The sequence below is a fragment of the Paludicola sp. MB14-C6 genome, from assembly GCF_030908625.1.
Taxonomy (GTDB): Bacteria; Bacillota; Clostridia; order Oscillospirales; family Ruminococcaceae; genus Paludihabitans.
Genome location: NZ_CP133133.1, coordinates 1,599,016 through 1,618,350, shown reverse-complemented (window position 1 = coordinate 1,618,350; position 19,335 = coordinate 1,599,016). Strand labels below are relative to the sequence as shown.

At 34.6% G+C, this 19,335-nt stretch carries 20 protein-coding genes; 9 read left to right on the top strand and 11 right to left on the bottom strand.

Annotated elements, in window-relative coordinates; genetic code table 11:
* The first annotated feature begins 103 nt into the window (after positions 1 to 103).
* Both RBG61_RS07820 and RBG61_RS07815 read left to right on the top strand, forming a co-directional pair.
* Positions 104 to 1,204: a sensor histidine kinase gene (locus tag RBG61_RS07820; protein ID WP_307942393.1), complete on the top strand. Its 1,101-nt coding sequence runs from the start codon at positions 104 to 106 to the stop codon at positions 1,202 to 1,204.
* Between the two features lie 194 nt (positions 1,205 to 1,398).
* On the top strand, positions 1,399 to 1,530 hold the full coding sequence (locus RBG61_RS07815; protein WP_307942392.1) for a hypothetical protein: 132 nt from the start codon (positions 1,399 to 1,401) through the stop codon (positions 1,528 to 1,530).
* Positions 1,531 to 1,716: 186 nt separating this feature from the next.
* Here RBG61_RS07815 and RBG61_RS07810 read toward each other — a convergent pair whose 3' ends face one another.
* From RBG61_RS07810 to RBG61_RS07785, 6 genes are all read right to left on the bottom strand, one after another.
* Positions 1,717 to 2,592 carry a tyrosine-type recombinase/integrase gene (locus RBG61_RS07810; RefSeq protein ID WP_307942391.1) on the bottom strand — a complete coding sequence of 292 codons (876 nt, stop codon included), beginning with the start codon at positions 2,590 to 2,592 and terminating at the stop codon, positions 1,717 to 1,719.
* A gap of 536 nt (positions 2,593 to 3,128) precedes the next feature.
* Positions 3,129 to 5,195 carry a methyl-accepting chemotaxis protein gene (locus tag RBG61_RS07805; RefSeq protein ID WP_307942390.1) on the bottom strand — a complete coding sequence of 689 codons (2,067 nt, stop codon included), beginning with the start codon at positions 5,193 to 5,195 and terminating at the stop codon, positions 3,129 to 3,131.
* Between the two features lie 40 nt (positions 5,196 to 5,235).
* Entirely contained in the window at positions 5,236 to 5,709 is a 474-nt protein-coding gene (locus RBG61_RS07800) for a chemotaxis protein CheW (RefSeq protein WP_307942389.1), read from the bottom strand.
* Between the two features lie 32 nt (positions 5,710 to 5,741).
* Positions 5,742 to 6,260 (bottom strand): chemotaxis protein CheW, encoded by a 519-nt coding sequence (locus RBG61_RS07795; RefSeq protein WP_307942388.1) that lies wholly within the window; start codon positions 6,258 to 6,260, stop codon positions 5,742 to 5,744.
* 136 nt (positions 6,261 to 6,396) lie between these two features.
* The gene (locus RBG61_RS07790) at positions 6,397 to 6,687 is read right to left on the bottom strand and encodes an EscU/YscU/HrcU family type III secretion system export apparatus switch protein (RefSeq protein WP_307942387.1); all 291 of its coding nucleotides are present in this window, start codon (positions 6,685 to 6,687) and stop codon (positions 6,397 to 6,399) included.
* Complete coding sequence (locus RBG61_RS07785) at positions 6,674 to 8,098, bottom strand: hypothetical protein (protein ID WP_307942384.1); 1,425 nt, start codon at positions 8,096 to 8,098, stop codon at positions 6,674 to 6,676. The genes RBG61_RS07790 and RBG61_RS07785 overlap by 14 nt, the downstream gene beginning before the upstream one ends.
* A 259-nt stretch (positions 8,099 to 8,357) precedes the next feature.
* On the opposite strand from RBG61_RS07785, the gene RBG61_RS07780 reads away from it, so the two are divergent.
* The 6 genes from RBG61_RS07780 (at position 8,358) to RBG61_RS07755 (ending at position 14,956) form a co-directional block, all read left to right on the top strand.
* Positions 8,358 to 10,352, top strand: coding sequence for a chemotaxis protein CheA (locus tag RBG61_RS07780; RefSeq protein ID WP_307942383.1), 1,995 nt, complete (start codon positions 8,358 to 8,360; stop codon positions 10,350 to 10,352).
* A gap of 136 nt (positions 10,353 to 10,488) precedes the next feature.
* Positions 10,489 to 11,292 (top strand): CheR family methyltransferase, encoded by an 804-nt coding sequence (locus tag RBG61_RS07775; RefSeq protein ID WP_307942382.1) that lies wholly within the window; start codon positions 10,489 to 10,491, stop codon positions 11,290 to 11,292.
* Between the two features lie 16 nt (positions 11,293 to 11,308).
* Entirely contained in the window at positions 11,309 to 12,340 is a 1,032-nt protein-coding gene (locus tag RBG61_RS07770; protein WP_307942380.1) for a protein-glutamate methylesterase/protein-glutamine glutaminase, read from the top strand.
* A gap of 213 nt (positions 12,341 to 12,553) precedes the next feature.
* Positions 12,554 to 13,330, top strand: a complete 777-nt coding sequence (locus tag RBG61_RS07765; RefSeq protein ID WP_307942379.1) for a hypothetical protein — start codon at positions 12,554 to 12,556, stop codon at positions 13,328 to 13,330.
* A 112-nt stretch (positions 13,331 to 13,442) separates the two neighbouring features.
* A complete protein-coding gene (locus tag RBG61_RS07760) occupies positions 13,443 to 14,300 on the top strand; it encodes a GGDEF domain-containing protein (RefSeq protein WP_307942378.1) in 858 nt (285 codons plus the stop codon).
* 197 nt (positions 14,301 to 14,497) lie between these two features.
* The gene (locus RBG61_RS07755; protein WP_307942377.1) at positions 14,498 to 14,956 is read left to right on the top strand and encodes a helix-turn-helix domain-containing protein; all 459 of its coding nucleotides are present in this window, start codon (positions 14,498 to 14,500) and stop codon (positions 14,954 to 14,956) included.
* 33 nt (positions 14,957 to 14,989) lie between these two features.
* Here RBG61_RS07755 and mnmA read toward each other — a convergent pair whose 3' ends face one another.
* The 5 genes from mnmA to RBG61_RS07730 all read right to left on the bottom strand — a co-directional run bounded on the left by mnmA (position 14,990) and on the right by RBG61_RS07730 (position 18,650).
* On the bottom strand, positions 14,990 to 16,027 hold the full coding sequence (gene mnmA / locus RBG61_RS07750; protein WP_307942376.1) for a tRNA 2-thiouridine(34) synthase MnmA: 1,038 nt from the start codon (positions 16,025 to 16,027) through the stop codon (positions 14,990 to 14,992).
* Positions 16,011 to 16,436: a Fe-S cluster assembly scaffold protein NifU gene (gene nifU / locus RBG61_RS07745; RefSeq protein ID WP_307942374.1), complete on the bottom strand. Its 426-nt coding sequence runs from the start codon at positions 16,434 to 16,436 to the stop codon at positions 16,011 to 16,013. The genes mnmA and nifU overlap by 17 nt, the downstream gene beginning before the upstream one ends.
* A gap of 120 nt (positions 16,437 to 16,556) precedes the next feature.
* Positions 16,557 to 17,720: a cysteine desulfurase NifS gene (gene nifS, locus RBG61_RS07740; protein ID WP_307942373.1), complete on the bottom strand. Its 1,164-nt coding sequence runs from the start codon at positions 17,718 to 17,720 to the stop codon at positions 16,557 to 16,559.
* Between the two features lie 103 nt (positions 17,721 to 17,823).
* Positions 17,824 to 18,279, bottom strand: a complete 456-nt coding sequence (rnhA, locus tag RBG61_RS07735; RefSeq protein ID WP_307942372.1) for a ribonuclease HI — start codon at positions 18,277 to 18,279, stop codon at positions 17,824 to 17,826.
* Between the two features lie 95 nt (positions 18,280 to 18,374).
* The gene (locus RBG61_RS07730) at positions 18,375 to 18,650 is read right to left on the bottom strand and encodes a hypothetical protein (protein ID WP_307942369.1); all 276 of its coding nucleotides are present in this window, start codon (positions 18,648 to 18,650) and stop codon (positions 18,375 to 18,377) included.
* 145 nt (positions 18,651 to 18,795) lie between these two features.
* Here RBG61_RS07730 and RBG61_RS07725 point away from each other — a divergent pair, with 145 nt between their 5' ends.
* On the top strand, positions 18,796 to 19,323 hold the full coding sequence (locus RBG61_RS07725; RefSeq protein WP_307942368.1) for a hypothetical protein: 528 nt from the start codon (positions 18,796 to 18,798) through the stop codon (positions 19,321 to 19,323).
* Positions 19,324 to 19,335 lie beyond the last annotated feature (12 nt).

Below are 19,335 nucleotides of genomic sequence, written 5' to 3'. Positions count from 1 at the left end.
TACTGTTTTATATCTACTATTTCTAAATAAGTTTGTTTTAATGACTCCACTTACATACAAGCAATGGATCTTTTTTAGTGCTTTTACTTACGTCATAATTAATATGTTTGTAATTAAAAAATTTTTCTATAAGCACATGTTTATTTTGGGAATGCAAGGCGGCTATTCCTTGTTTATACATTCTATTGTAGCCATATTTTTAGGTTTTTTTGGAAAGAGTGTACCTCTCTATGAACAATTTCTCATCCAAACAACAGCTTTTATCATATTATTTGTGTTAATTACAATACCGTTGTGGAAATATATTCAGAATTCGCTTATCTTCAGATGTTCTTCTACTCAGGAGTATTACTGGAATATCATCTGGCTAATACCCACCTTAGCTGTCTGTGGTAATGCAATTGTATCAATGAATGAGCAGTGGATTAATACATGGTCACAGGTTATTTCACGCATACTTATGGCTTTAGCATTAGTCATCTCGTGGAGATGTGTCAGCCTTGATTTTAAATCTCTTGAAAAAATACAAATCCTAAAAGATATGAATAAAATACTATATATGCAAAAAGAAAGCATCGTAAATCAAGCTGAAATAATAAATGAAAACGAGAAAAAGATTCGTATATTTAAACATGATATGCGGCATCACTTACAGATCTTGTTGTCGCTAATTGAGCATAAAAATAATTCTGAAGCAATACAACTAATATCCCAATTAAGCGATACGCTACAAAGTACAAAGCCAATTGTATTTTGTAAAAATACGGTTATTAACTCAGCTTTGCTTGTTTATATTACAAAAGCACAAGACGATAGCATTGAAGTTATTTCCGAAATCGACATACCCCAAATTATCCCGTGGAATAGCAATGATATTGCGATTTTGTTCGCAAACGCAATAGAAAACGCTGTGATTGCCAGCGCAAAGCAAAGAAAAGATAAACGAAAAATTGAAATATTAACAAGATATGAGGATAAAAAACTAGCTATTAGCATCAAAAATAAATTTGATGGAGAAATAATATTGGGTAAGACAGGATTCCCGGTTTCAAATGAGAATGATCATGGAATTGGCATCCAGTCTATGCTTTCCATTATTAATAAATATCACGCTCATGCATCCTGTTCCCACAATGATGGATGGTTCTGTGTGTCATTTTTGTTTGCAGAGTATTTTGCAGATAATAAGGATTGGTCTTATTAGCGCATACATCTAATTGTAATAAATATATCAGATATGTATTGCGAATTAGTAGGGTGGGGATTTAATAGCGATATTCTTGAGGTATGTGAAGAGAGGTCATTTAATAAAATAAAGGATTTAGTGAGTAATTAAAATCTTCTTTCTAGCCCGCCCGTACGATACATTGTTTATATAATACGAAATGGAGAATAGTTATGAAAAATTATACACAAGTCTATGTCAAAAACAGTTTTGAAGCTGCAGAAATGTATTGCAAAGCCTTTGGAGCAGAATTAACCCTTGAAATGAAAAATGATGCAGAAACTGCCTATGAACACTGTGAATGATCCGTAAATGGCGAAGGCTTTTTAGCATTAGCTGAAGCTACAAATCCTTGTGACATAAATATAGTTCATAAAATGAAGTGGGAAACGATGACTTTCAATGTTTTCGAAATGGGAAGTGAAGAAGCTGTTTATCACGCTTTTGATATTCTAAGTGAAGGTGGTGTTGTTATTCACCCTATTCATGAATTACCTTGGAGTAGGTGTTGTGCAACCATTATTGATAAATATGGTGTATATTGGTGGATTGCAATTTAATAAAGCTAATGAATAGAGAGTTATCCGAGCATGACCCAAAATTCGCTGAATGAAAAAAACATTTACTCCGTCTTCCATTAGATGTGTAGCGTAGCTGTGCCTTAATGTGTGTATTGTTCCATATGTTTTAATTTTGGCTTTTTTATGATACTTTTTGAAAGCATCTTGCACTGCCCTTTCTGAAATATAGTTATCAGCGACTTTTTTGCGTAAATTATTATTTAAGAATAACCATCCGTCAGGGTGACTTGGTTGGTATTCTTTGAAATATCTGCGAAGCACCTCAAGGCTTGCTTTAGCCATAGGCACCCACCTATCCCTTTGACCTTTACCTTGATATACAAAAAGCCGCATATTTTCACTATCGATATCTTTAATTCTTAGTTTTCTGACTTCGGATAATCTGAGTCCAGAGCCATAAGTTAGTGAAAAAATAGCTTTATATTTTATATTATCAATCACCGATAAAAACGCTACTATTTCGTCTCGTGTAAAAGCTGTTGGCACCTTTATTGGGTCTTTTTTTCGTGGTAATCTTTTGTAGTTTAAGTTTTGTTCTAATGTTACCTCAAACAAAAATCTAAGTGCAGAGTTGTAGCCATTTATGCTTGCAGGCATTAAATCACCTTTATTAGTGAGATACTCAAGAAATATTCTGATTTCCTTTTCTCCCATTTCATCTGCCGGCTTTCCAAAGTGTCGCATAAATACTCCGCTTCGTGTGCAATACTCCTTTACAGTATCCTCACTTAGACCTCTCAACCTGATATCCATTGTTAACTTTTCTAAAATTTCTTCCTGTGTCATAAAAAAATCTCCTTGATTTGTATTTGTACAACTGTACATTTACATTCCAAAGGAGATGTAGTAGAATTAAAAGAAAACCACCGCCAAATGCGGTTTAGTCCTATGAGCATTATCTCCGTCATGCTAGTTCGAGTCTCCATATAGAAATAGGCTCACATCTACAATTACCAGACCACTGAAATGAAAAGAACCTGCTCGTTAGAGTAGGTTCTTTTTGTTTCGAATAGTTGAAGAGGGATTCGATGGAGCGTCAAATCGTTGCAAGCGTAAGCGTAGCAAGGATTTCAAAAGCGTGCCAGCGTAAGCGTTTTTAGCGACGGGTGGCGGAGCCGAATCCCTCCTTCTCCGCCATTAACAGACCATGTAAACACTATGTTTACATGGTCTGTTGTTGCGTAAAGAGAGGTCATGTAAAGTTTGCGATTAAAAGCGCCAGCTCTGCTTCCGATTATAGTTTGTTAATTATTCTGATATAGTTTTCAACACACTTAAGGGACTGTTGCTTACCTTTCATTTTGCAACAGCCCCTTTTAAATTTAATATTTAGAACCTAGATTGTTGTTTGCATAAGTAATTATTGGTTCAACATTTGATTGTGGAGTAGGATTCAAAACTTCTTCCACTACTCGATATTCATTGCTAATTAACACAAATTGTGATACCAATTCATTTAACAATTGCGCTTGTGAGCTTAGCTCTTCACTTGCTGCAGCGCTTTCTTCTGCTGTTGCTGAGTTGGTTTGTACAACACCTGAAATTTGCTCTACGCCTTGCGTTACCTGACTAATTGAAGTAGCTTGGCTGTTTGCTGCATCAGAAATCTCACCAATCAACGCTGTAATCGAATTTGCACCTTCCACAACATTTTGCATTGATTGTGCAGTCTTTGTTGCAAGAGTTAAACCATTTTCAACCGCATCAACAGATTCCTCAATTAAGTTTGTTGTTGTTTTTGCTGCTTCTGCACTCTTAGTTGCTAAATTACGAACTTCTTCTGCTACTACTGCAAATCCTTTACCAGCCGCACCTGCTCGTGCTGCTTCAACTGCTGCATTTAATGCTAGAATATTAGTTTGGAACGCAATATCATCAATCGCTTTAATAATTTTGCTAATCTCTCGTGCTGCTTGGTTAATATTTTGCATCGCATTCATTAACTCAGACATTTGGTCATTACTTGTCAACATCTCAGCTGCCACTGTTCCAACTGCTGTATTTGCTTGATTTGCATTTACTGCAGTTTGCTTTACTTGATTGGAAATCTCGTTAATAGATGCAGATAATTCTTGAATAGAACTTGCTTGTTCTGTAGCGCCTTGGGATAATGCCTGAGCACCACTTGATACCTGACTACCACCGCTTTCTACTTGACTAGCTGCTTCTTTTACTTGTCCTAATGTATTGCTCAATGAACGAGATAGATTTGTAATTGCTGTTTGAATTACAACAAAATCGCCTGCAAATTGTTGTTTAAACTCTATGTTAAAATTTCCGTTTGCAATTGTTTGCGATGTATTGGCAATATCATTAATATAATTTCTTAGTTTATCTATGGTTTCATTAAATGAATTTGCCAAACGGCCTAGCTCATCTTTTCTTTTTACATTAGCATGTACATTCAAATCGCCATCAGCCATTTTGAAAGATGCCTTTTCTATTTCAACTACTGCTTTGGTTATATTCTTTGCGTACCTTGAGAAGATAAATGCAACAACTAAAATCATAACTGCAGACAAAATAACACAGAATATAATGGCATTGTATGTTGATTGAAAAAACTCATTCTTATTTAATGTCACACCAAGGCTCCAGCCGTTTGAACCTTTAATTGGAGTGAATGCCATTAACTTTTCATTGGATTTATAAGTATATTCACCAAACCCCGTTTGACCTTCTGTCATTTTTTTCTCAAGTGTAGCTAGTTTAACTAGGCTTTTATCTGTCTTTGCAGCAGCTTGTGAGTTTTCTTCATTCTCTACAACTGAATAATCTGCATCTGCGATTGTTGTACCCAATTTATCAATAATATATGCTCCGCCAGTCTTTCCAATACTAATTTCACTTACAGCTTCGGAAAAATACTTTAATGATATGGCCCCATATAATACACCATCAAAAACATTATTTTTCAAAATAGGTGCCGAGATCATAACATAACTTTTCCCTGTATCCTTTGCTTTAAGTGGATCCGATACGAAAGGCTTGCCTGTAGATTTACAAGCAATATAGTAATCTCGGTCAGTTACATTAGATCCAGACTCATAACTAATGCCCTCTTTATTAGTACGTCGCATATAGTCAAAGCCATCTCTGGCTGCCAATTGATTCAAATAATCTATAACTTCTTTTTCAGCATTATCACTGCTCGTTTCACTTTCATTTGCGGCATTACTAACCAAATTCGTTAAACCTTTAATTTCTTCTCCGATTTTTGCGGTTGCGCTTTTTGCTAATTCACTCATACTATCTTTTGATAATTTCATTGTACTATTATAAGAATATATATTAGATACCGCGGTTACAACTAACATGGATAAAACCAAAAGGCTGATTGTGTATGTAAGCATTTTAAAACCAAGACTATGTACGTTAAACTTTTTCATATAAGGCCCCTTCTCGTTAAACTTTCTTTTTCTCTTTTTATTATCTCTCTGTCAATAAACTCTTTATGTCAATTAATAGCATTACTTTGCTATCTGTTTTCGTAATTCCGATTAAATATTGATTATCCACTTCAGCAGAAAGCTCAGTTGGTGAAACAATATCTTCTGCTGCAATCTCTTTTACTTCATCTACTTCATCCACAATGAAGCCTACTAAAATATTGTTTATTTGTGTTATGATAATACATGTTTTTTCGCCATATTGTGTTTCTTCATTGCATAATTTTAACGATAAATCTACAATAGAAACAATATTGCCCCGTAGGTTGATAACGCCTTTCGTATAGGATGGGAACTCAGGCACGGGGGTAATTTCTTGCATTTCAATAATTTGTATTACATTTGAAATTGGCATCCCGAATTTCAGTTTATGGGCATAAAAGGTAAGAAAGGTATTCTCAATTGAATCCATCTCTATACTCTCTTCACTCATTACATTCTGAAGCATATCCATAAAATGACCTCTCTCTTAATAATAGAATCGTTCTATTCTGCCTGATCTTTTTTCACACCTAAAACTTTTGTGCAATCTAATATCATTGCAACACTCTTTTCACATCTAGCGATTGCAGAAACAAAATCATGATCCTTATCTTTTTTTGATACCTTGGGAGCCGGACTAATCTCTGATTCCGCTACATCTGTAACATCACATACTTTATCTACAATAAAGCCAACATAATAATCGCCCATATCTATTACAACAATACAAGTGTCCCTTGTATATTCAGAAGAAGTATTTCTCAACCGCTTTTGTAATTCAATTAAAGGCACTACCTTACCTCTGATATTGATTACTCCCTTAATAAACTCTGCAACACCCGGCATATATGTTACCGGCTGCATTCCAATAATCTCAATTACTTGGTTACTTGGTACAGTATAAAGCTGTTCATCAACAATAAAAGTAAGATACTTTTCAACGTTTTGGTCTGTTTCTGTTTCTGCATTAAATTGTGCAAGCAGACTTTGTTCTACAGAAGCAGTTATTTCTTCTCTTGACATAATATATCCCCATCCTTTCTTAGCACATTATTTTATGGATTATAATAATATAGTCCACATATTTATTATCGACATAAACAAAAAAAAGTTAAGTTTTTCTTTCAAAACTTAACTTTTTTGGCACATTGAATGCCTTTTATTTGTTGGGAATCTCTTCTGGTTTTATTGTAAAATTCAAAAAATAAACATAAATATCAACTATTGCCTGATATAGTTCATCGGGAATTTGAGCGCCTACTTCCAGTTGAGATAATAATGCTGATAAAGAATCATCTTCATAAACAGGAACATGATTTTCAATTGCAACATCAACAATCTTTTGTGCAACACACCCAAGCCCTGAAGCAACAACTACCGGTGCACTATTCTCTTTTTCCATTGCATATTTTAATGCAGTTGCTCTATTGGCACTCTTAGATGGTAACATCGATACCTTGCCTCCTGTCATATAAAGTTTCAAATACATCTTGAATTTTTTGTGGAGACTGTCCTTTACTCGTTGTGAGGGAGTTAACAGATATACCGTTGTTTAAAAATATTTTTGTAATATTACTTCTGATTTCTCTTTCACTTTGGGCTAAAGTGGATGGGCAGCTCAACACGACATCCGCATTTTTATCAGACAACAAAACCGTTGCCTCAAAATAGCCTAACCCTTTAATATCAAAAGTGATAAACAATTTCATTGCAGCTTTCACTTCACCTGTTTCGGGGTTTGGCTTTCCTTTTGCATTTTTATCAATCCAAAGCTCCGAAAAAAAGAACGTTCCTTGATAATTTACAGGTAAAAACAAATGTGTCAATGGCATAAATACGCTATTATCAAGCAACAAAGCCGTTGATATATCACGATAAATTGCTTTGCTTGTTGCGGATTGGTCAGATGTAATTCCTTCGGAAATTGCTTTTGCAAAAGTATCATATAAATCATTTTGCGGTATTTTCGGATTACTGATTTCATTTGCAAAAATTCGTTTTAATACATCGATATTCTTATCTGGCATATCAAATTGAAATTTACAATAATCAATTAAATCAACAAACTTGTTAATGACCTCTTCTTTTGAGCTCATATTAAATCTTGCTATATTATGAATGAGCAGCGTTATTGTATCACGAACACGACCAAAGTCATTGGTTTTTCCGATATAGCTGCTTAAAAACGGAATAATTTCATTCTTTAGCGTAGATAAATTGGATTCTAAGCTATTTTCCGATTGATCCACAATCAATCGCTCCACCAACGTATTTAATTGATCACTATACATTTTGGGAATTCTCTGCGCAATGGTTTTTAAATTAGCAACAATAGATTTTAACGTATCATTCATTGACAAATATCCATTATATGCCTTTAGAAATTGTCCTAGCAGCTGTTCAAATTCTTGATTGCCTTTTTGCGCTTTAGCAAGTTCACGAAACAAATCAAACATTGGGCCATGATACTTTGTTTGATTATCATTTTGATATTTTAATGCCTCTACAATTTGATCCGGATTCAATTTCAGCTTTTCGGCTAACTCTTTTAATATAGGATCCATAGTTGTTGCAATACGAGTAGGTCTTTCTCCTTGTACAAACGCATCAAACACTACCTTTTTTAAGGTTTCGGATAATCCGGGTGTTTGCATTAGCTGTTGAATAAATCGATTATAAACAGATTTATGATTCAATAAAAACTGAAAGCTTTCGTTTTTAGAGGCTTCTGTATTATTTTTTGGATTTACCCTGTTCGGATCAATTGGATTTAACTGAGGTCCTTCTTTCGGTGCCCGTAATTTTGCAGCAGTAGGATCATTTGTGTTAATCGGGGACGTAATTCGAATATTATCCTGCATAGAGTTCTCCTTTTCTTTTATAATGATTGATGATTTTCCATTGTTAACTTGTGAAGTACAACTATAAGGTTGTATTTCAGCAATAAGCTTTTCCCAAATTTATTGTATCAAAAACAAAAATTTCGAGTTTTTATGTTAAATTTTGCACGCCATAACCGATACATTAATTAAGAAGTATTTGTTTTTCCTTTCATGCCTTCCGTACAGGGTGGTGAGGAATTAAAATATAAGAGGGGTGTACGGAGAAAAGGTGGTTATAATGGATAACGGAATGGAATCAATGTTAGATATATATTTATTTGAGACCAATTCACTGCTAGAGCAATTGGATGAAATTCTAATGAATTGTGAAAAAGCCGATGATTTTGATCAAGATAGCATTAATGAGATTTTTAGAATTATGCATACCATTAAAGGTTCTTCTGCAATGATGGAATTTAACAGCCTGATGACTGTTGCACATAGAGTAGAAGATTTATTTAACTATGTTCGTTCAAACGGTGTTGCAGAAAAATATAGAAGCGGTTTATTTGACCTTATGTTTCAATGCAGCGACTTTTTAAAATCCGAAGTTGCCAATGTTGAAAACAATGTACCTCTAACTATAGATATCGGCAATTTAGTCGAAGAAATTAACAATATGCTGAAAAAAATTTCAACAGGCGAGGATGTTGCCGATGCTCCATCTACTCCAAGCGTAAAAACTTCCAGCACTCCTGCTAAGCAAGCTGCCAATGTTGAAAGCACACAATATTGTGTAAAAGTTTTCTTTGATCCCGAAGCACAAATGGAGAATTTAAGAGCATATATGCTTGCAAAATCCATATCTGATGCCGGAATTGAGTTTACATATGAACCGGAAGATATTCAAACCAATCCCGATACTTTAGAAATAGTAAAGCAAGATGGTTTCCTAATCAAATTCACTTCTGAAGAACTTCGTAAAAATGCATTACATTCCATTGAACAATTTATATATATTAAAGATTATTCCCTTTTGGAAATTGTACCACAAGTGCAGAAAGCAGAAACAAAAACTGTCACTGAAAAAGCGGCTGCCCCTCAACATAATCAAGCCGCTCCTAAGCAAAGCTTAATTAACGTAAACTTAGCAAAGCTTGATACTTTAATGGATTTGGTTGGTGAAATTGTAATTAGCGAATCCATGATTACGGCAATTCCTACTCTTGGAAAAATCAATATGGAAAGTTTCTCTAAGTCAACCAGACAATTAAGCAAACTAACCGATGAGCTTCAAGAAATTGTAATGTCACTTCGCATGGTGCCTGTAGCCGGTGCATTTCAAAAAATGAACCGTATTGTAAGGGATATGTGTAAAAAACTGAATAAAGATGTCGATCTTGTTTTAATCGGTGAAGAAACAGAAGTAGATAAAACAATTGTTGACAATATTGGTGATCCGTTAATGCACTTGGTAAGAAACGCAATGGATCATGGTATTGAAGATGAAGCAACTCGTATTGCTGCGGGAAAACCTGCTAAAGGTACTGTCACACTATCTGCGCAAAATACAGGAAGCGAAATTCTTATTACGATTCAAGACGATGGTAAAGGAATGGATCCGGATAAAATATTAGTAAAAGCAAGAGAAAAAGGTCTTGCAAAGCCAGACGTAGAATATAGCAAAAAAGAAATTATACAATTTGTTTTAGCTCCAGGATTTTCTACAAAAGAAAAAGCAACCGAATTTTCCGGTCGTGGCGTTGGAATGGACGTTGTAAAACAAAATGTTGAAAAAGTCGGCGGTACTGTATTCATTGAAAGTGAAGTTGGAAAAGGCTCTCAAGTTATTTTTAAAATTCCTCTTTCTCTATCCATTGTTAAGGGTATGCAAGTAACAGTTGGCGAATCAATGTTTACAATTCCAATTAACAATATTCGTCAATCATTTAAAGCAACAGACGATAACATCATGCTGGATTCTAACAAAAGAGAAATAGTTATGATTCGGAATGAATATTATCCTGTCATAAAACTACATGAGATATACAACATTGAAACGGATGTAAAAGATATTAAAGATGGTATTTTAATCTTAGTTGAGGTTGATGATAAAAGTTACTGTATTTTTGCCGATGTATTATTGGGCGAACAACAAGTTGTTGTAAAACCAATTCCAAAATATTTGAATAAATACAATGTCAAAGAGCAAGGCATTGGTGGATGCGCAATTTTAGGAAACGGTAGCATTACTTTAATACTTGATTTACACAATGTTGGCAACAATAGCTAACTTTGTATTATTTCAAATAAGAATGGCGATACAAGCTAATATGTCTGTGTCGCCATTTTACGTAAATATATTATACAGAAAAGACAAGCGCTGTGCAAATGGTTGATTTGTCCAGCACAAAAGGGGAACGGTTACTATGATTCATTTAACGGACGAAGAATTCCAATTTATTGTTTCATTTATGAAATCAAATTATGGAATCAACTTGATTAACAAAAAACTACTTATAGAATCACGAATGTATAACACACTGGTTGAACGTTCGTTCACATCGTTTTCTCAGTACTTTGATATCATTAAATCCAAAAATCCCGATGAAATAGGATTGCTCATCAATAAGCTAACAACAAACCATACCTATTTCATGAGAGAAAATCAACATTTTGATTTCTTGAAGAATGTAGTTTTACCCAAGCATTTAAGTAACAATAAAACACATGATATTCGAACATGGAGCGCAGGCTGTTCTTCAGGTGAAGAAGCTTTTACCATTGCTATGACGATGCGTGACTTTTTTGGGCTAGAACATTCTCAATGGGATACCACGATTTTAGCAACTGATATTTCAACGAAAGTGCTAAATGTTGCGCAAAGCAAAGCTTATGACGAAGACTCATTAAAAGATATTTCTGACTCATGGAAAAAGCGTTTTTTTCATCGTCGTACAGATGGGTTATATGATTTAAGCGATGAAATACGAAAACAAGTTGTATTCCGTATTTTCAACTTAATGGAGCCATTTCAGTATAAAAAGCCATTTGACATCATATTTTGTAGAAACGTAATGATTTATTTTGATCAACAAACAAAAACCCAACTGGTTAATAAATTCTATGATGCACTTAACCCTGGTGGGTATTTGTTAATTGGTCATTCCGAATCTATTCAAAGAGAATCTAGTAAATTTAAGTACATTCAACCATCTGTTTATCAAAAATAACTAACCGGGGGAGTTTATGAAATACCGAAAAATTAAAGTGTTCATTGTTGATGATTCTCTGTTTTTCCGCACTACTTTGGAAAAACTATTATCCGAGGACGGATATTTTGAGGTTATTGGATCTGCTAGCAGTGCAATAGAAGCTGAGAAAAAAATTATTGAATTGAATCCTGATGTCGTAACATTGGATGAAGAAATGCCCGGAATGCGTGGAAGTGAATTTATTAAAAAATTCTTCCCGCAACATCCAATTCCAATGGTCTTAGTAAGCTCACTAGATATGAATGTTTTTGAGGCGTTACAATGTGGTGCAATTGATTTTGTAAAAAAACCTGTAATATCCAAAAGCAACGATCTTGCAAGCTTTGCTAATGAACTAGCAATTAAAATTAAAATTGCCGCTGCAGCCCATATTAGTAAAAGCACAAAAGTAAACGTAAGCACGCAAGCTCCGCTTAAACTCCAATCAAAATCTGAAACCATTATTGCTATTGGTGCATCTACTGGTGGTACCGAGGCAACGTTAGAAATTGTAAAACAATTTCCGGCTGATTTTCCTCCTGTTTTAATAACCCAGCATATGCCAGCAGGTTTTACGCAAATGTATGCTGAACGGCTCAATCGCTTATGCAACATAACGGTAAAAGAAGCAGTGAATGGAATGCGTGTAGAAAAGGGAACTGCCATTGTGGCTGCGGGTGACTTCCATATGACCTTAGAAAAAGATGCAAAAGGCTATTACGTTAAAAGCGTTCATGGCGAAAAGGTAAGTGGACATTGTCCTTCCGTTGATGTATTGTTTCAATCTGTTGCTAAAACCGCAGGAGCAAACACCATTGGTGTAATACTAACTGGAATGGGACGCGATGGAGCCAATGGACTTTTAGAAATGCACAACAAAGGTGCTTTTACAATTGGCCAAGAAAAAGATTCTTGCGTAGTTTATGGAATGCCGATGGAAGCATTTAAACTTGGTGCTGTAGATCGTGAGGCCGCTTGCGAAAACATAGCGAGTATTATCATCAATCAATTGAATAAAAAAGGTTAAAAGACGAGCAGGGAAACCTGCTCGTTTCAGTTTTTGTATTTATAAAATGTTCATTGACCGAGTATAAAAAAGTGATATAATAATCCTAACGGATTATTATATCTCTAAGTGGCGGTGCGAAATTTGGCTTTGCAGAAGAATTGCTTTGCAAATCTTCCACGCACATTGCCAATTCTAACACATTATAAAATTTAGTGTAAAGTGAGTGATGATATGAGTATATGGATTGTTTTATTGGCCCTTGTTTGCGGTATTTTCATCTGGATTACTTTACGAAAAGATAAAGCACGTCGCTTTTTTGCAATCCCATTTACAGGTTTTTTACTGGGCAGTTTTGTTTTGCTACGCCGTCTCTTTTTTGTTTATGAACCAACTGAAAAGCTAGCAGCAATATGGTTTGCTATTATAATCTATGGCATATCCATTATCGCCTTGCTGTTATTTTACGGGATTTATCGTATTAACAAGCCCTCATCTTCTAAATATATTGAAATCAGCAAGCCAAAATTATATAATCGAATCATTTGTTTAGCTGTCGCTTTCATATGTAGTATTGCAATTGTGTTTTCTTTCATTCCAACTTTCAACATGAAGATTGAAGACGTGTGGAAAAGAAATGATGATGCATTTCATAGTATCGCTGCAGACCTTTTTGCAAAACATGATGAAGGAAAAATTAAGCTGAATGAAATGATAACCTATGATAACCAACAAAATCAGATATACTATGAAAAAAAAAGATTATCAAAAGACACATTTGGTTCTGACTTTGTAGCTCTTTGCAAGAAAAACCAAATACAAAACGTAAAAATGATTGATAAGAATATCATTCTTTTTAATGGAAATATGCTATATCAAGCTGGATCTGGTATTGCGGTCGTTCGCAATGAAGCCCAACCAAATAACTTTTTGCCGCAAATGGATTCTTCCCTAAAAATATCCTACGAAAAAATCGGCGAAAATGTATACCTATTCCATAGCAATAAGTAGGATAGCAATTGAATTTGTGTTCTTTTGCTTGAATAATCCCACTGTTAAATTATTAAAACAAATATATAAAATGCCGATTTCGTAACTTGGCATACGTTTAGGGGATAGTATGATGAATTTATCAAACCAAGAATTACTAGTATTCATTTCTATTCAAAAAAAGATATTTGATACTGTACGATTAGTTGATGTTTCAATGGCGACACAGTATTCAATATCAGATAATGGGGAAATAGAAAAGCAGCCCTATGAATGCTATGCTATTTGGAACAAAGGTAAACGCTGTAGCAATTGTATTTCTGCTATGGCTTTTTCCGCAAAAGGTAAATTCACAAAATTTGAATTTGTTGATAATCAAGTTTTCTTTGTAGTCTCAATATATGCGGAAATAGATGAAATTCCATATGTGATTGAGATGGTATCCCAATTGAACGATAAAACACTTTTTGATGCACATGGAAAAAACAAGTTTATTCAGGCAATTAAAGAACAAAACGAAAAATTATATATCGATTCCTTAACCGGTGCTTATAATAGACGCTATTACGAAGAACAAATTAAAATATTAAATTATGTTAATGCAGTCACCATGATTGATGTTGATAACTTCAAAACAATTAACGATACCTATGGCCATTTTGTTGGAGATGTTGTTTTAAAAGAAATTGTAAAAACAATAGCATCTCATATTAGATTTTGTGATGCTATCATTAGAATGGGTGGAGATGAATTTCTAATTGTATTTCAAGGAATAACGAAGAGTATACTGAAAGAAAGATTAGAACTTATAAAGCATACTGTTTCAAAAATCAGTATTAATAATCATCCTACGCTGAATGTATCAATTAGTATGGGCGCTATCTATTCTGATGACACTGCCATTGATTTTGTTGAGTCGGCAGATAAAGCTTTATATAAAGCTAAGCAAAGAAAGAACTGCATTGTTATTGAAGACTCGTCAAACTTATAATAAATAATTAAAAACTTAAATTTAGTGACATCGACAATTGGACGATGTCACTGTTTTTTAACATTCAAATTTTAATGATATTTCTATTTAGGAAAATATGCAAAAATAAGTATTTACATAGGAAAATAAATGAAATATAATGCAATTATTAGCAAAAGATTTTCTTTAATATGAATAGCTGAAAGGGGGTGTTTGCTATGGTAGAACTTGATAAGCTTTATACTGTTGATGAAATTGCAACAATGACTTCATTGACAACACGCACCATTCGCAATTATCTTCGCAATGGAATTCTAAAAGGCAGGAAACTTGGTGGACAATGGCGTTTTACGACTCAAGATATTCAAAACTTTATGAATAGTGGAGAGGTGTTATCAGAAATGGCTAAAGAACAAAAACAATCCGTACTTGATTTTATTGATGGAGTGAATACTGATATGAAAGGGAATACACAAATCTGCACAATAGCTGATTTATATGTATCTCAATCAGTAGCAAAAGAAAAATGTGACCAATTATGTAATTTGATTTGCTCAATAAAAGATGAAGACAACGTAACCTATAAATATGATTATGTGAAATCGGAAGAAAAAGCTCGTTTTATTGTTTTTGCTTCGCCTAATTTTATAATCAAAGTTATGAACATCCTAAAATAGTGAAAAGGGAGAACCAATTGGTTCTCCCTTTTTCTAACTAATAAAACCGCCACCAAGAACAACATCACCATCATAGATTACTAGAGATTGTCCTTTTGCAACTGCACGTTGCGGTGTTTCAAATACAACCCTTGCCGTAACTTCGTCTATCGGAATAATTGTTGCTTGAGTTGGAATTGCTGTAGAACGTATTTTAACTTGTGCTTCAAAAGGCGCTTCAAATGGGATACCATTGATCGTCGTTACCTTTGTAATAATCGTATCCTCATATAAATCATCGCCCTTGTTTGCAAGTATAATTTGATTTGTTTTGGGGTTAATCTCTTTTACGAAAACGGGACGACCTAACGCAATACCCAATCCTTTTCGTTGACCAACCGTATAGTGTAAGATTCCTTTATGCTTTCCGCAAACAGTTCCTTCCGGAGAAATAAAATTACCTGTTTTCATTTTACCAATTCTACGTTCAATATATCCTGCATAATCGTTATCTTCAATAAAACAGTTTTCTTGACTATCCGGTTTAGTTGCACAAGAAAGTCCCAAGCTAGCAGCGATTTCACGCACATATGGTTTTTCAAGTTCGGCTAACGGAAACATCAATCGAGATAGCTCTCGTTGTGTTAAACGATATAACATATAGGATTGATCTCGTTTTAAGCTTTCCCCACGCAATAAGAGAGTGTATTCACCATCTTGTTGCAAACGTGCGTAATGTCCTGTGGCAATGAGTTCACATCCAAGACGATTTGCAGTTTCCACTAAGGCATGGAATTTCACTTTTGGATTACAAACAATACATGGATTTGGTGTTCTTCCATTTTTATATTCTTCAATAAAATAAGAAATTACATCTCGTTCAAACTCTGCTTTCATATCGACTACTTCTAAAGGCACATTCAAAGAAGAAGCAGCATCTTTTGCTGCTTCTACTGTTTCATCATGTGCATCAGACATACAAAGCACAACGCAATGTACCTCATAACCTTGTTCCTTTAAAAGATGTACGCAGACGCTGGAGTCTACACCGCCGCTTAATGCGACTAATACTTTCTTAGGCGTGGCAAGCATGGCATTCCTCTATATCACCAACGATTGGAGTTGGATCAATTCCTTGTCGTTTATAATAATCTGAAACTGCAGCTTTGATTGCTTGCTCTGCTAATACAGAACAGTGAATTTTTGAAGTTGGAAGACCTTCCAATGCTTCAACTACTGCTTTATTCGTAAGCTTTAATGCGTCATCAATTGTTTTGCCTTTAATCATTTCTGTTGCAATTGAGCTCGTTGCAATTGCAGCTCCGCAACCGAATGTTTTAAAACTAATATCGGTAATCACATTATTTTCAACTTTGATATACATCTTCATGATATCGCCGCATTTTGCGTTACCCACTTCACCAATTCCATTTGCATCAGCTAATTCGCCAACGTTTCTTGGATTTGAAAAATGATCCATTACTTTATCGCTATATATCATATTAATTTCCTTTCTTTTATCTTATCTATTTCGTTCATTCGTATACGATATCTTCATAATACATATATGACTGCTTGGTTTGGTAAGAAAACCCCTATAATGCCATCGGCGGCTCGCCGATTAGCCTTTCCATATTGGTGACATTGCACGTAGAGTCGTAATTACCTTTGGTAATACCTCTAATATATAATCAACATCTTCATCTGTATTATACTCGTTTAAGCTCAATCTTAAAGAACCATGTGCAATTTCATGTGGTAGCCCAATTGCCATTAATACATGGGATGGATCCAATGCACCGGATGTACAAGCGGAACCGGAGGATCCACAAATACCTTGCATATCCAATCGAAGTAAAAGAGCTTCACCCTCAACTGCTTCAAATGAGATATTCACATTACCACACAAACGATTTTTTCCACCGTTCAAACGACATTTAGGAATGGTTGTTAGAATACTGTCAATCAAACGATCACGCATTTTAGAAACCTTTGCACAACGCTCTTCCAAACCTGTAGTTGCATCTTCCATCGCTTGTCCAAGACCAACAATACTTGCTAAATTTTCAGTTCCACCTCTGCGGTTTCGTTCCTGTGCACCACCGTCAATAAAGTTCATTAACGGTACCCCACGTTTTACATATAAAACTCCGATTCCTTTTGGAGCGTGGATTTTATGTCCTGATAAAGAAAGCATATCGATTTTTTCATCTACTACATCAATTGGTACATTTCCAACAGCTTGTACAGCATCTGTATGAAAAAGAACACCCTTTCTGCGGCAAATATCGCCGATTTCTTTAATTGGTTGAATTGTTCCGATTTCATTATTTGCATACATAATAGAAACGATTGCCGTTTTATCGGTAATTGCTTCTTCAATGTGTTTTGGAGAAACATATCCCTCTTCAGATACAGGAACATATGTTACTTGAAAGCCTTGCTTTTCAAGTGTTTTACAAGTGTGTAAAATCGCATGATGTTCAAATTCAGAAGTCACAATATGTGTTTTTCCTTTATTTTTTAACAATTCTACAGTACTTTTAATTGCCCAGTTATCGGCTTCTGTGCCGCAACCTGTAAAATATATCTCATTCGGCTGTGCATTAATTGCTTTTGCCACCTTTTGACGCGCAACCTCGATTGCTTTTCTAGCATCTCTTCCGATGGAATAAATACTGGAAGGGTTACCGTAGTTGTCTTTTAAATAAGGAAGCATTGCGTTAAAAACACTGTCGCTGATTTTGGTTGTAGCTGCATTATCTGCATAAACAAATTTATTCAAGAAATGAAACCTCCTTACGGTAAAACCGCCTTTCAATTTGAATACCTATATTATATACCGTTTTAGTATGAAATGCAATAGATGAATTTCAAATTGTTATTTCCTATATTTTACTTTTACTTAAGTTCAAATAATATGCAACTGCCAAACGATCACAACGCTCGTTATAGCTGTGACCAGCATGACCTTTTACCCATACAAAGGTAACGTCATTAATCTCGAGTAAATCTAAAAGCTGTTGCCATAAATCAGCATTTAATGCTTTATCTTTGTTATTTCTCATCCAGTTATTCGCACGCCATTTTTTTGCCCATCCTTGGGTAACGGCATCTACAATATACTTAGAGTCTGTCGTAAGAGTTACTTCACAAGGTCGTTTTAATGCTTGTAACGCAGATATCACAGCAGTTAGTTCCATTCGATTGTTTGTGGTATTTGGTTCCCCACCACAAAGCTCTTTTTCATGTGTACCACTAACAAGAATTGCGCCCCAACCACCAGGGCCTGGATTTCCGCTGCAAGCCCCATCTGTATAGATTTGAACATGGTTTTTTGGCATTATAAAATCCTGCCTTTCATCTGGTTTTTCAACATATAATTATACCTTACAACGATATTGTATACAAGCTTTTTTCATTAATTGTTATTAAGATACTATAATAAAGGTGTGGACTCTACAATAACAGATTGCCCACTGTTAATTTCACGCTGCACCACGATGGAAGATAGATTTTGAGACAACACATTCAATAGATTTACCAACGTTGAAATTTGGCAAGTTTCTAGGTTATTTCCAAGCAATAAGCTAAGTGCAGCAGCTACAGCAACTATTTCGCAAGGGTTTACATAATAAGGGCATTTAGAATCACTGATTTTCTTTGCTTTTTGATATGCGTTTGAGGTATTGTTATCACGATTATTTTCTAACATAACAACCCCTCTTTCTACTCGTTATCTATACAATATTATGCAACCAAACATACAAAATACAACTAATGTTTGTTCATAATCTATTTGTTTGACACATATTTGAATATCCCTTATAATAAAATTAAGGAAATAAAGAGAAAGGAATTTGATTTCAAATAAAATGATTGAAGTCATGGTCTTAAATATGAAAAAACGATTCGGTGCAAATGGCTCTATTTTAGGAAAAACAACAAAAGTAATTCCAGAAAAAGATTCATTAGCAGTTTATACAACGGGTACTTGGCTTATTATTCTTACCATTTGGGTTTTTGCTGGTGCTTTTTTTGCTTTATCTTTACTTGCTTTTTCTGTTGGACTCAGTATTTTATTAACAGCTCTAGGCGGTATGTTGGGCTTCTTCATGTCGTTTTATTTATATACCGGTAAGCTTACTACGACATACAACTATTATGATATTGAAGCATTTATTTGCAACAACGCCGATTTTACCATTGCTTTAAGAAACCATAATTTATATGATATTCGTATGATGCCCAAAGCTCAAATGAAGTTATTGGCAGACATGCAACTCGTTATGCAAGAAGGCGATGAATTTAATCTAGCCAAGCAGCATGGAAGATATGTTATTGAATATAAAAATAAAGAAAGTCTACATGCTATTGACAAGCAATAAAAATACGACTAT

Excerpts from the sequence above, each read along its gene's own strand:
- RBG61_RS07820 (WP_307942393.1), top strand. The coding sequence starts at position 104 with ATGTTTGTAATTAAAAAATTTTTCTATAAGCACATGTTTATTTTGGGA.
- RBG61_RS07815 (WP_307942392.1), top strand. The coding sequence starts at position 1,399 with ATGAAAAATTATACACAAGTCTATGTCAAAAACAGTTTTGAAGCTGCA.
- RBG61_RS07810 (WP_307942391.1), bottom strand. The coding sequence starts at position 2,592 with ATGACACAGGAAGAAATTTTAGAAAAGTTAACAATGGATATCAGGTTG.
- RBG61_RS07805 (WP_307942390.1), bottom strand. The coding sequence starts at position 5,195 with ATGAAAAAGTTTAACGTACATAGTCTTGGTTTTAAAATGCTTACATAC.
- RBG61_RS07800 (WP_307942389.1), bottom strand. The coding sequence starts at position 5,709 with ATGGATATGCTTCAGAATGTAATGAGTGAAGAGAGTATAGAGATGGAT.
- RBG61_RS07795 (WP_307942388.1), bottom strand. The coding sequence starts at position 6,260 with ATGTCAAGAGAAGAAATAACTGCTTCTGTAGAACAAAGTCTGCTTGCA.
- RBG61_RS07790 (WP_307942387.1), bottom strand. The coding sequence starts at position 6,687 with ATGTTACCATCTAAGAGTGCCAATAGAGCAACTGCATTAAAATATGCA.
- RBG61_RS07785 (WP_307942384.1), bottom strand. The coding sequence starts at position 8,098 with ATGCAGGATAATATTCGAATTACGTCCCCGATTAACACAAATGATCCT.
- RBG61_RS07780 (WP_307942383.1), top strand. The coding sequence starts at position 8,358 with ATGGATAACGGAATGGAATCAATGTTAGATATATATTTATTTGAGACC.
- RBG61_RS07775 (WP_307942382.1), top strand. The coding sequence starts at position 10,489 with ATGATTCATTTAACGGACGAAGAATTCCAATTTATTGTTTCATTTATG.
- RBG61_RS07770 (WP_307942380.1), top strand. The coding sequence starts at position 11,309 with ATGAAATACCGAAAAATTAAAGTGTTCATTGTTGATGATTCTCTGTTT.
- RBG61_RS07765 (WP_307942379.1), top strand. The coding sequence starts at position 12,554 with ATGAGTATATGGATTGTTTTATTGGCCCTTGTTTGCGGTATTTTCATC.
- RBG61_RS07760 (WP_307942378.1), top strand. The coding sequence starts at position 13,443 with ATGAATTTATCAAACCAAGAATTACTAGTATTCATTTCTATTCAAAAA.
- RBG61_RS07755 (WP_307942377.1), top strand. The coding sequence starts at position 14,498 with ATGGTAGAACTTGATAAGCTTTATACTGTTGATGAAATTGCAACAATG.
- mnmA (WP_307942376.1), bottom strand. The coding sequence starts at position 16,027 with ATGCTTGCCACGCCTAAGAAAGTATTAGTCGCATTAAGCGGCGGTGTA.
- nifU (WP_307942374.1), bottom strand. The coding sequence starts at position 16,436 with ATGATATATAGCGATAAAGTAATGGATCATTTTTCAAATCCAAGAAAC.
- rnhA (WP_307942372.1), bottom strand. The coding sequence starts at position 18,279 with ATGCCAAAAAACCATGTTCAAATCTATACAGATGGGGCTTGCAGCGGA.
- RBG61_RS07730 (WP_307942369.1), bottom strand. The coding sequence starts at position 18,650 with ATGTTAGAAAATAATCGTGATAACAATACCTCAAACGCATATCAAAAA.